Origin of the sequence: Enterobacter cloacae subsp. cloacae ATCC 13047, from assembly GCF_000025565.1 — a bacterium.
In the GTDB taxonomy this organism is placed as follows: Bacteria; Pseudomonadota; Gammaproteobacteria; order Enterobacterales; family Enterobacteriaceae; genus Enterobacter; species Enterobacter cloacae.
In genome coordinates this window covers 50,159-62,076 of sequence record NC_014121.1, presented here as the reverse complement: position 1 = coordinate 62,076, position 11,918 = coordinate 50,159, and the positions used below count along the sequence as shown (strand labels likewise).

The 11,918-nt window shown below is 55.8% G+C and carries 11 protein-coding genes; 7 read left to right on the top strand and 4 right to left on the bottom strand.

Annotation, left to right across the window (positions count from 1 at the left end):
* Positions 1-12 precede the first annotated feature (12 nt).
* Complete coding sequence (locus tag ECL_RS00310; RefSeq protein WP_224085144.1) at positions 13-645, bottom strand: LuxR C-terminal-related transcriptional regulator; 633 nt, start codon at positions 643-645, stop codon at positions 13-15.
* 480 nt (positions 646-1,125) lie between these two features.
* On the opposite strand from ECL_RS00310, the gene ECL_RS00305 reads away from it, so the two are divergent.
* Entirely contained in the window at positions 1,126-1,737 is a 612-nt protein-coding gene (locus ECL_RS00305) for a helix-turn-helix transcriptional regulator (protein WP_013094832.1), read from the top strand.
* A gap of 69 nt (positions 1,738-1,806) precedes the next feature.
* Entirely contained in the window at positions 1,807-2,487 is a 681-nt protein-coding gene (locus ECL_RS00300) for an EAL domain-containing protein (RefSeq protein ID WP_013094831.1), read from the top strand.
* A 12-nt stretch (positions 2,488-2,499) separates the two neighbouring features.
* On the opposite strand, the gene nlpA is transcribed toward ECL_RS00300, so the two are convergent.
* Together nlpA and ECL_RS00290 are read right to left on the bottom strand one after the other, a co-directional pair.
* A complete protein-coding gene (gene nlpA, locus ECL_RS00295; protein WP_013094830.1) occupies positions 2,500-3,300 on the bottom strand; it encodes a lipoprotein NlpA in 801 nt (266 codons plus the stop codon).
* A gap of 205 nt (positions 3,301-3,505) precedes the next feature.
* Entirely contained in the window at positions 3,506-3,925 is a 420-nt protein-coding gene (locus tag ECL_RS00290; RefSeq protein ID WP_013094829.1) for a GNAT family N-acetyltransferase, read from the bottom strand.
* 186 nt (positions 3,926-4,111) lie between these two features.
* Here ECL_RS00290 and ECL_RS00285 point away from each other — a divergent pair, with 186 nt between their 5' ends.
* The 5 genes from ECL_RS00285 to ECL_RS00265 all read left to right on the top strand — a co-directional run bounded on the left by ECL_RS00285 (position 4,112) and on the right by ECL_RS00265 (position 10,841).
* A complete protein-coding gene (locus ECL_RS00285; RefSeq protein ID WP_013094828.1) occupies positions 4,112-4,681 on the top strand; it encodes a TetR/AcrR family transcriptional regulator in 570 nt (189 codons plus the stop codon).
* 148 nt (positions 4,682-4,829) lie between these two features.
* Positions 4,830-5,951, top strand: a complete 1,122-nt coding sequence (locus tag ECL_RS00280) for an efflux RND transporter periplasmic adaptor subunit (RefSeq protein WP_044159051.1) — start codon at positions 4,830-4,832, stop codon at positions 5,949-5,951.
* Entirely contained in the window at positions 5,951-9,061 is a 3,111-nt protein-coding gene (locus ECL_RS00275; RefSeq protein WP_013094826.1) for an efflux RND transporter permease subunit, read from the top strand. The genes ECL_RS00280 and ECL_RS00275 overlap by 1 nt, the downstream gene beginning before the upstream one ends.
* Positions 9,061-10,425 (top strand): efflux transporter outer membrane subunit, encoded by a 1,365-nt coding sequence (locus ECL_RS00270; RefSeq protein ID WP_013094825.1) that lies wholly within the window; start codon positions 9,061-9,063, stop codon positions 10,423-10,425. The genes ECL_RS00275 and ECL_RS00270 overlap by 1 nt, the downstream gene beginning before the upstream one ends.
* Before the next feature lie 119 nt (positions 10,426-10,544).
* Positions 10,545-10,841, top strand: coding sequence for a YicS family protein (locus ECL_RS00265; RefSeq protein ID WP_013094824.1), 297 nt, complete (start codon positions 10,545-10,547; stop codon positions 10,839-10,841).
* Positions 10,842-10,902: 61 nt separating this feature from the next.
* On the opposite strand, the gene ECL_RS00260 is transcribed toward ECL_RS00265, so the two are convergent.
* Positions 10,903-11,853 (bottom strand): LacI family DNA-binding transcriptional regulator, encoded by a 951-nt coding sequence (locus ECL_RS00260; RefSeq protein ID WP_013094823.1) that lies wholly within the window; start codon positions 11,851-11,853, stop codon positions 10,903-10,905.
* Between the last annotated feature and the right edge of the window lie 65 nt (positions 11,854-11,918).

The following is an 11,918-nucleotide window of genomic DNA, read 5'->3' as shown; positions in this document are numbered from 1 at the left end:
GCGAATCGACGCTTAACTTCCGATCCGGCCCGCCATCTGCAGGTATTTAATGAGTTCGCTGTGGTTGGTGAGGTTGAGTTTTTTCATCGCATTGTGCTTTTGGGTGGCGATGGTACTGGCCGAGCGGCTTCGCAGCTGGGCAATTTCGGTCACGGTGTAGCCTTCCACCAGAAGATGCAGCACCTCCCACTCCCGGGCGGAAAGCACCGAACGCGAGCGCGCGCCGGCGCGCATCATTCCCTTCAGATACGATGAGACACGCGGCCTGGCCTCTTCTGCTCTGAGCAGCGCCTGTAATTCTCTTTTCAGCTCGCCGGGCTCGTCCTGCAGGGAAAGGGTCAGCTCGTATTTCATCTCCAGCACCCTTTTTAATAATCCGTACTGTAATTCAGGCACAAAAAGTACACGCTTAACGTGGTGCGTATGACATAACATATTGAGCCGGTTACTGGTCTGTACGCTCCACGATTTATGGTTAAACAGATAACTGAACTCGGCCATAACAATATCGACCTGACCGTCGCTAATGGCATCAAAGAGCTGTTCTGTTGATTCCACTATTGATATTTGCAGAGAATATTCAGGCAGTAATTTACGCAGCGCATCGCTTATCATCTCCTGCAGAATATTAACCCGATAAAACACAATAATCCTGAAAGTGAATTCAGAAAAAATCATATTATTTCATTATTAACACGATAAAAGGAGACTGATAGTAGTGTAATAAGCCCATGCTCACAACTTATTCCCACCAGGATTTTAACGCCCGGGTGGCTAAAATTCCTGGCGACGCAATACAAGTGGCGAATCAACACCCAAAACGTGCTAAAACCCCGCCTAAAAACCCCATAAAAAGAGCGTGTTATCCATATCAAACCTTAACAAACGCCATTTCTCAGGATAAAAATCTATCTCTAATATTATAAGAAGATTAAAAATATTAGATCTCACCTTAAAATATTTTTTGAATTTTATCTTTCGATAATAAAAGGGATTGGCTTTACGCAATACATTCTCCTGGCATACATTTTATGCCATGTCTCGCGACAAAGGCATGGGTGACCGCACGATTCAACTTACTGTTTCTCTTACACGGACCGGGTGCCCAACTAAAGGAGAATGACCATGAAAGAAACAATACATGTGGCCGTTATTGATAGTTGTGAGTTCACAATGATTGGCCTGCAATATCTTGGCAACCGTGAACCTGACGCGCATCGGGATGTTATTTTCCATGGGTTCAGCAATATTGAAGATTTTCTCCTCAGCGAACGAACCTGGGACATCGTCATTTATGATCCACTGAATATCGGCAGTTTTATGATTACGCCCAATGAAGATATTCTGCGCATTAAAGAAAAACAGCCAGCGGCGAGGATCTATATCTATTCGTTATCCGTCGGTTTTCTGAAATTTAAGCATGTGGATGGGGTCATCAATAAGCGCGTGTCGCTGGGGGATATCAAGGCGATGTGGCAAATCCTGATGAGCCAGACGCCAAAAGCGTTAAACCATTACAACGTGAGCATTACGACGCGGCAGCGCCCTGCAAGGCTCTCCAACGAGGAAGCGAGCGTGCTGCGAGGCTACTCATGTAACCTGAAAACCAAGCAAATTGCCCGTCAGCTCGGCTGCAACGTCAGGCTGGTTTATTTCTACAAAAACAATGCCATGAATAAGCTGAAGGCCGTGCGGGGCCCCTCGTTCTATCAGAGCATTCGCTGGATCCTGAATTAACTTCCCGACCGTGTGTCGTTTGCCTTTGTTCCCGTGTCCGCGGGAACCTTTTTTTCTGCAGGTCTTGTCATGTACACCGTGCTTCCCTCTCCCCTGCTGCATGCCATCACCGGATTGCGGTTTCAGCCTTTAGTCGATTTGCATTCCGGCCAGGCGGTGGCGCATGAGGTTCTGGTGGAGATCCACAACGTGAATCTTGACGCACTCTTCGCTTCACTGCCCACCCGTAGCGCGCTGCAAATTTTTTTCTGGCAGGCCAATACGCTGCTGCAGATGCCGGACAAAGGCCAGTACTGGCTTAATCTCCCGGCAGACCAGCTGCTTGATGCTAAAGCCATCGACCTGTTGCTTGCGCTACGTCACCAGCAGCGCTTAACGATAGAAATTCAGGATCCGTTAACCGTGACCCGCATGAGTGCCGCAGAGCAACGCGGCATCCATCACGCCCTGCTTCAGCTTAAGGGGGCGGGCTGGAAAATCTGGCTGGATGATCTGACTCAGGAACTGGCAGACGACTATGCGCGTCTTGCTCTGCCGGTAGATGGCATCAAACTGGACCGCTCAGAGCTGAGCTCTCCCGCCCGCTTTGACACACTGGTTCACTTCGTCAGAGAGAAGATTGCCCGGGCTGTTGTCGTCGAAGGCATTGAAACCGCGCAGGACTTACAGCGAGCCTGCGCCTCAGGGGCACGGTTTGGCCAGGGTTTCCTCTGGCCGGAAAGCCGGATAGATGCCAGCGTGACGGTGTAAATTCCGTGGGCATTACCAGCCCGGCACCGCTCCGCCGTTAAAAATGGTCTCCGCCGCCTTCGCTACCTCCGGTGACTGATAGGACTGGATAAATTCCTTTACGTTCTCTGCGTCTTTATTGTCTTCGCGCGTCACCACGATGTTCACGTACGGCGAGTTTTTATCTTCGATAAAGACGCTGTCATGCACCGGGGAAAGCCCGGTTTGCTGGATATAGGTGGTGCTGATGATGGCAACATCCACTTTCGGGTCATCCAGCACGCGCGGCAGTTGCGCCCCTTCCAGCTCCATAATGTTCAGTTTTTTCGGGTTAGCGGTGATATCCAGCGCGGTTGGCAGCAGGCCCACGTCCGGTTTCAGGGTAATCAGCTTCTCTTTTTGCAGCAGGAGCAGCGCGCGACCGAGGTTGGTGGGGTCATTAGGGATGGCAATGGTCGCCCCGTCTTTCAGGTCAGACACGGATTTGATTTTGCGGGAATAACCGGCCATCGGGAAGACGAAGGTATTCGCTACGGCAACCAGTTTGTAGTTATGCGCCTTGTTATCTTCTGCAAGGAACGGACGATGCTGGAAGACGTTAGCATCCAGTTCTCCCTGGTTGGTGGCATCGTTGGGCAGCAGCGAACCGCTAAACCCGACCAGCTCCACATCCAGACCGTGTTTCTCTTTTGCCACTTTTTTGGCGACTTCAGCCACATCCTGCTCCGCGCCGTTGATTACGCCGACTTTAATGTGTTTGGCATCGCTGCCACTTTGATCGCATCCTGCCAGCAGCAGACCCGCGAGAACCAGAGCACCCAATCGAAGTTTCACAAGACCTATCCTTTTGATGAACGTTTCAGTGACTATATCGGCAACGAGGCGGTGAAATAAAAACCGAAAAGGAATCAATAAGAAGGATAGGTTATATGCGGTCTATTGCCGGGTGGCGCTGCGCTTACCCGGCCTACCTGGCGGAGGACGTGTAGGCCCGGTAAGCGTAGCGCCACCGGGCGATGAATCTCGATGCTTGCCGGGCCTAAAGCGCTTTCGTCAGATAATGACGCTGCATGCCTGGGTACGGGTAATCCTGCAAAGACATCTGCAGCTGGTACCCCTGTTTTTCATAAAACGGACGCGCCTGGAAGCTGGCCGTGTCGACCAGGGCATGTGTGCAGCCTTTACGTCTGGCTTCTTCTTCCGCCGTTTTGATAAGCTGGCTGCCCACGCCGGTTCCCCGCACGGTATCGCTCACCCAGAGATAATCAATATTCAGCCATTCACCTTTTCGTACGCCGATTAATCCACCCAGCATGACGCCCTTTTCGTCTCGCATGTAAACGCCAATATCACCACTAAAGTTCGTCATATCTAAAAACTGGGCGTTGTAAGCTCTTAATCCCACAAATAACTCTTCTTTTTCTGCGGGTGTGACTTTTTCTGTTATGCTCAGGTGCATATTCTTCTCCTTATTTTCCACGCAATCTGAATATCTCACAGGTTAACCTTCATAAAAACTCCTTATTTCCTCCATTTTTTAAATCCTGAAACATTCATTCAATATGTAAATAAAAAAAGCCTTTCCAATATGCACCCAAAACGTATAATGAGAACGATCATTCTCACTTTTACCCGGTAATCGACGATGAGCACAAAACTGGAAGAACGGCAGAAACAACGTCAGGACGAGATCATCACCGCCGCGCGCCGCTGCTTTCGCGCCAGTGGATTTCATGCGGCCAGTATGTCGCAAATCGCCAGCGAGGCGAAACTCAGCGTCGGGCAAATTTACCGTTATTTCAGTAACAAAGACGCGATTATTGAAGAGATGATCCGCCGTATTATCGATTCCCGTATCGAGGGAATGCAGGACAAAACGGTGGTGGAAGGCATGCCGCAGGCGCTCGCCTGGCGTCAGACGATTAACGAAGACGACGATGCGCTGATGCTCGAAATGTCCGCCGAGGCGACGCGTAATCCGCAGGTGGCCGCCATGTTAACCGCAGCCGAGGCCCGTATGTTTAGCAACGCCTGTGCGCACCTGAAAAAGCAGTTTCCTCATTTAAGTGATGAACATATTCGCTGCTGCGTGGAGATTACCGCCGTGATGATCGAAGGCACAATTTACCGCCGGCTTACGCCTTTAAACGTGCCGTCAGAACAATTAGAGCCGATTTATCAGAATATTTTAAATATGCTTTTCACTGCGAAGTAATCGCATGTGAATAATTAACGGGAACAGGTAATTTCCCGGTTTACCATTTCTGGTTCTGCCAGAGATACGGTATCGCTGTGCCTTTAAAACGCCCTCCTCCTTGTTAAGCCATTAACAGGGCGGGCATCGTTCACCCTGGAAAAAGATGATGAAAAAGATAACAACCTCCATCGCCGCATTACTCCTCCTGACAGGGTGTGATAATGCGCAAACATCTGCTCCCCAACGTCCTCTTCCGGAAGTGGGGATTGTCACACTCATGAGCCAGCCGGTGTCCGTCGTCAGTGAACTGACCGGGCGTACCACCGCCGCAATGAGCGCCGAGGTTCGCCCACAGGTGGGCGGCATTATTCAGAAGCGGCTGTTCACCGAAGGCGATACCGTGAAAGCCGGACAAGCGCTGTATCAGATCGATCCCTCCAGCTACCGCGCCGCGTTTGATGAAGCCGCCGCGGCGCTGAAACAGGCGCAAGCGCTGGTGCAGGCCGACTGCCAGAAAGCCCGACGCTATGCGCAGCTGGTGAAAGACGACGGCGTGTCGCGCCAGGACGCAGAAGACGCGAAATCCACCTGCGCGCAGGACAAGGCCAGCGTCGAGTCAAAGAAAGCCGCGCAGGAGAGCGCGCGCATTAACCTCAACTGGACTACCGTCACCGCGCCGATTGCCGGACGCATCGGCATCTCCTCCGTCACGCCCGGCGCGCTGGTGACCGCTCAGCAGGACACCGCGCTGGCCACCATTCGCGGGCTGGACACCATGTATGTCGACTTAACGCGTTCGAGTGCCGATCTGCTGCGATTACGCAAACAAACCCTCGCCTCGAACAGCGATACGCTCAGCGTCACGTTGCAGCTAGAAGACGGCAGCACCTACAGCGAAAAGGGGCGTCTGGCGCTGACCGAAGTGGCGGTGGATGAATCGACCGGCTCGGTCACCCTGCGTGCCGTCTTCCCGAACCCACAGCATCAGCTTTTGCCGGGAATGTTTGTCCGCGCCAGAGTGGACGAGGGCATCATGAATGACGCGATCCTGGCCCCTCAGCAGGGCATTACCCGTGATGCCAAAGGCAAAGCCACTGCGCTGGTGGTGAACGCCAGCAACAAGGTGGAGCAACGCCAGCTGGAAACGGGTGACACCTACGGCGATAAATGGCTAGTGCTGAGCGGTCTGAAGGCGGGTGACAGGCTGATTGTGGAAGGCACTGACAAAGTCACCGCCGGCCAACAGGTGAAGGCCGAAGAGATGAAATCCAGCGGAGGAAATGCCTGATGTTTTCCCGTTTCTTCGTGCGTCGCCCGGTCTTTGCCTGGGTGATCGCCATTCTGATTATGCTCGCCGGGATACTGGCGATCCGCACGCTGCCGGTTGCGCAGTACCCGGACGTCGCCCCGCCGTCGATCAAGATCTCCGCCACCTACACAGGTGCCTCCGCGCAGACGCTGGAAAACAGCGTGACGCAGGTGATCGAACAGCAGCTCACCGGGCTGGATAACCTGCTCTACTTCACCTCCACCAGCAGTTCGGACGGCTCGGTGAGCATTACCGTCACCTTTGAACAGGGGACCGACCCGGACACCGCGCAGGTCCAGGTGCAGAACAAAGTCCAGCAGGCGGAATCACGCCTGCCGACTGAAGTACAGCAGTCCGGGATCACCGTCGAGAAATCGCAGAGCAACTTCCTGCTGATCATGGGGGTGTACGACAAAACCGACACCGCCAGCAGCTCGGATATCGCCGACTGGCTGGTCAGTAATATGCAGGATCCGCTGGCGCGTGTGGATGGCGTCGGGAGTCTGCAGGTGTTTGGTGCGGAATACGCGATGCGTATCTGGCTCGACCCGGCGAAGCTGGCGTCCTACTCGCTGATGCCTTCAGATGTACAGAGCGCGATTGAAGCACAGAACGTGCAGGTTTCCGCCGGTAAAATCGGCGCGCTGCCCTCGTCGAACGCCCAGCAGCTGACAGCCACCGTGCGCGCCCAGTCGCGTCTGCAGACGGTGGATCAGTTCAAAAATATCATCGTCAAGAGCCAGTCTAACGGCGCGGTGGTACACATCAGCGATGTTGCACGCGTGGAGATGGGCAGCGAAGATTACACCTCCACCGCGAAGCTGAACGGCCACCCGGCCGCGGGGATGGCGGTGATGCTTTCACCGGGCGCTAACGCGCTCAATACCGCCACGGCGGTGAAAGAGAAAATCGCCGAGTTCAAAAAGTCGATGCCGGAAGGCTACGACGTGGCCTACCCGAAAGACAGCACCGAGTTCATCAAAATCTCCGTTGAGGATGTCATTCAGACTCTGTTCGAAGCCATTATCCTCGTGGTCGTGGTGATGTACCTGTTCCTGCAAAACATCCGCGCCACGCTGATCCCGGCGCTGGCCGTTCCGGTGGTTCTGCTGGGCACCTTTGGCGTACTGGCGCTGTTCGGCTACTCCATCAACACCCTGACCCTGTTTGCGATGGTGCTGGCGATAGGGCTGCTGGTGGATGATGCCATCGTGGTGGTGGAAAACGTCGAACGTATTATGCGTGACGAAGGGCTACCCGCCCGGGAAGCCACGGAAAAATCGATGGGCGAAATCTCCGGTGCGCTGGTAGCGATTGCGCTGGTGCTCTCTGCGGTGTTCCTGCCGATGGCCTTCTTTGGCGGCTCCACCGGGGTGATTTACCGTCAGTTCTCGGTCACCATTATCTCGGCGATGCTCCTTTCCGTGGTGGTGGCATTAACCCTGACGCCTGCGCTGTGCGGCTCGATTCTGAGCCACACCGCCCCACATAAAAAGGGCTTTTTCGGCGCGTTTAACCGCTTCTACAGCAAGACCGAGCATGGCTATCAGAACAAGGTATTGCGCGCGCTGCGCCGCTCCGGCGGCATGCTGGTCATCTACGTCCTGCTCTGCGGCGCGATGGGATTCGCGATGCTGAAACTGCCGGGCAGCTTCCTGCCGACGGAAGACCAGGGCGAAATCATGGTGCAGTACACCCTGCCAGCCGGCGCAACATCGACACGTACCGCCGAAGTCAGCCGCCAGGTGCGCGAATGGTTCCTCACCAAAGAGAAAGCCAACACCAACGTTATCTTCACCATTGAGGGCTTCAGCTTTAGCGGCAGCGGCCAGAACGCCGGGATGGCGTTTGTCTCCCTGAAAAACTGGTCCGAACGTAAGGGGGATGAAAACACCGCTCAGGCCATTGCCCTGCGCGCCACGCAGGAGCTGAGCACCATCCGCGATGCGACCATCTTTGCCATGACGCCACCAGCGGTGGACGGCCTGGGCCAGAGCAACGGCTTTACCTTTGAGCTGATGGCGAGCGGCGGCACCGACCGCGACACGCTGCTCAAGCTGCGTAACCAATTGATTGGCGAGGCGAATCAGGATGCCTCCCTGCACGCGGTTCGCGCCAACGATCTGCCGCAGATGCCGCAGCTTCAGGTGGATATCGACAACAATAAAGCCGTGTCGCTGGGGCTCTCCCTGAGCGACGTCACCGACACCCTCTCCAGCGCATGGGGCGGCACCTACGTGAATGATTTTATCGATCGCGGCCGCGTGAAGAAGGTCTATATCCAGGGCGACAGCGACTATCGCGCCGTGCCGTCCGATCTCAACAAATGGTATGTACGCGGTAGCGACAGCACCATGACCCCGTTCTCCGCCTTTGCCACCACCCGCTGGGAGTATGGCCCGGAAAGCCTGGTGCGCTACAACGGCTCGGCGGCGTATGAAATTCAGGGCGAGAACGCCAGTGGTGCCAGTTCCGGTACGGCGATGAGCAAAATGGAGCAGCTGGCGAATAATTTGCCGTCCGGCAGCACCTGGGCGTGGAGCGGGTTGTCCTTACAGGAAAAACTGGCGAGCGGCCAAGCCATGAGCCTGTATGCCCTCTCGATCCTGGTGGTGTTCCTGTGTCTGGCGGCGCTTTATGAGAGCTGGTCAGTACCGATTTCCGTCATCCTGGTGATCCCGCTTGGGGTGCTGGGCGCGGCGATTGCCGCCTCCCTGCGCGGCCTGAACAATGATGTCTACTTCCAGGTGGCACTGCTGACCACCATCGGCCTGTCGTCGAAGAACGCCATTCTGATTGTTGAATTTGCCGAGGCGAAAGTCGCCGAAGGCTACTCCCTGACACGTGCGGCGCTGCGTGCTGCCCAGACGCGTCTGCGCCCCATCATCATGACCTCGCTGGCGTTTATTGCAGGCGTGACGCCGCTGGCGATTGCCACCGGTGCAGGGGCCAACAGCCGGGTGGCGATCGGTACCGGCATTATTGGTGGGACGCTGGCCGCCACGCTGCTGGCGATCTTCTTCGTTCCGTTATTCTTTGTACTGGTGAAACGTCTGTTCTCCGGTAAACACAGCAACCGGAGGTCATAATGTTTCGTTTATCTGTTTTCGTGTTAGCGCTGATGAGCGCGGGCTGCGTCTCTTTAGATCCCACGTATCAGCGCCCGGCTGCGCCCGTTCCGGCGACGTTGCCGGGTGCGCACGGCGAAGCCACCGCCATGGTGAGCCAGTGGCAACAGGTGATGAACGATGCGCGCCTGAAAGGCGTAGTGACGATGGCGCTCAACAGCAACCGCGACCTGCAAAAAGCGATTGCCGATATTGACGCCGCGCGCGCCCAGTACGGCGAAACGCGATCGTCCCTGTTCCCGACGGTGGACGCGGAGCTGAGCCACACCCGCAGCCGCACGCTGGCAAGCGGTGTCGCGACCAGCGATGAGGCCAACGGCACGGTCTCCAGCTTCGAGCTGGATCTGTTTGGCCGCAACCAGAGCCTGTCGCGTGCAGCACGTGAAACCTGGCTTGCCAGTGAATTTACCGCGCAGAACACGCGCCTGACGATGGTCAGCGAACTGACCACCGCCTGGGTGACCCTGGCGGCCGATAACAGCAACCTGGCGCTGGCAAAATCGACGATGGAGAGCGCCGCCAGCTCGCTCAGGATAGTGAAGCGTCAGCAGCAGGTCGGCGTGGCGGCAGCAACGGACGTTAGCGAGGCGATGGCGGTTTACCAGCAGGCGCGAGCCAGCGTGGCGAGCTATCAAACGCAGGTAATGCAGGACAAAAACGCCCTTAATCTGCTGGCGGGTGACACGGTGCCGGACACTCTGCTGCCGGGTACGCTGGAGAGCCTGAGCGATAACGCCATCACGCTGATCCCGGCGGGTGTCAGTTCCAGCGCGCTGCTGCGTCGCCCGGATATTAAGGAGGCGGAGCACAACCTGCTGAGCGCCAACGCCAATATCGGTGCCGCGCGCGCCAACTTCTTCCCGACCATTTCACTGACCGCCAGTGCGGGCGTCGGCAGCGATTCGCTTTCGTCCCTGTTCAGCCACGGGATGAAGGTGTGGTCATTCGCACCGTCCATCACCCTGCCGCTGTTCAGCGGCGGCAACAATCTGGCCCAGCTGCGCTACGCGGAAGCGGAGAAGAAGGGATTGATCGCCACCTACGAGAAAACCATCCAGAGCGCGTTTAAAGACGTGGCCGATGCGCTGGCACGCCGTGAAACGCTCAGCGAGCAGCTTGATGCCCAGCGTGAATACGTTGCGGCCGAGCAAAAAACGCTGGATGTGGCGACCCGCAGCTATCAGGCGGGTGCCGGGGATTATCTGACGGTACTGACCGCGCAGCGGTCGCTGTGGTCGGCGCAGGAATCACTGATATCGCTGCAGCAAACCGACCTGGAAAACCGCATCACGCTGTGGCAGTCGCTGGGGGGTGGGATTGAGTAACGCTTGCGGGGCAATCCGGATATGCGGTGAAGAGAAAATTCATACTTTCGGCTGGCGTCGCTACACTGAATGTAACGATATATTTCTGGGGAAGCATGTGTCTCTTAATGGAGGTTTCGATGAAATCTGCACACCTGGTTTGTCTGCTGGTCTGCCTGCTGTTCGCCGCGTTTGCCCATGCTCAGGAAAAGGACGACCCGGCGCGGGAGGCTCAAATCAAGCAGCAGGTACTCAAAGATGTGAAAAAAGCCTGCACGCCCCAGAAAAAACAGAGCGATAAAGCCTGGCAGGCCATGATTTTATCGTCCGAGGCCAACCAGTTGCTGATTAAAAACGCCATCACGGCCGTGAAGCGTGACAACCTGGAGGCCTACTGGGACGCGGTGAGTCAGGTGGATTGTATGGAGGATTATTGAGGGCTGGAAACGTGCTTCTCGCCGGGTGGCGGCTGCGCCTTACCCGGCCTGCACAACATTTTTAACGCTTACGCACATCCGGAATGATCAAATCCCCGCGCAGCACGTACGACCCGAGCATCTGTGTTTTTTCCGTCAACCAGCTCACGATGCGCGCCGCCATGGCATCCATGGAATACTCAATGGCCGGGATCACCGGAATGCCTGGCAGATGCAGCGATCCGGCAAGGCTGAAGACCATGATGTCCTCCGGCACCGATTTATTAAACGCCTGCAACTGCGGGATCACCCGCTGCGCTTCCTGCTCGTCCGCAACCAGTAATGCGTTGAAATTCAGCGTGCTGGCGTTATTCAGCAGCTCCTGCAGCGCCACGGACGAGGAGGTCGCATCCATAAACACGAGGTTGCGGTTGAAGGGCAGGAAATTTTTTTCCAGCGCATGTTTGTAGCCCAGCAGCACCTGATCGGCAAAGCCGCTACCGTGCGGATGGATCAGGGCAATCTGGCGGCGTCCCTGGCTGGTAAGGTAGTTACAGGCGGTTTCGGCGGCGAAGGCGTGATCGAACTGGATGCTGTTGGGATTTTCTGAGCCCATACAGTCAACCAGGATGACGTTATCCATGTCGATATCCAGTGGAAAACGCGCGCCAATCACCAGAATGTCATCGCAAAGCCCACAGGAGAGCTCTTCCAGGGCGTGCAGCACGTCCGCTTTGCTATGGGCGAAGCGCAGCAGCAGGTGTTTTTGATGCTGGCTGAGCTGTTTTTCCAGCGCGTACAGATAACCGGTCGTCTGGTTAATATTCTCCTGCGCGCAAATCACCCCGATACACCCCGTCGACTGGCTCAGCAGCGACTGCGCAATCACATTGGGCCGGTAGTTCAGTTCATCTACCGCTTTCAGAACGGCCTGACGGCTGGCTTCCTTTACGCCACGCGACCCACTCAACACTCGCGATACCGTGGCTTTCGACACCCCGGCAAGACGTGATACATCATTGATTGTCGACATCTTTTTCCCCTGACAGGCTTACCTCGCGCCTGCAAATTCCATTACCGCTACGGCTCACATTATAG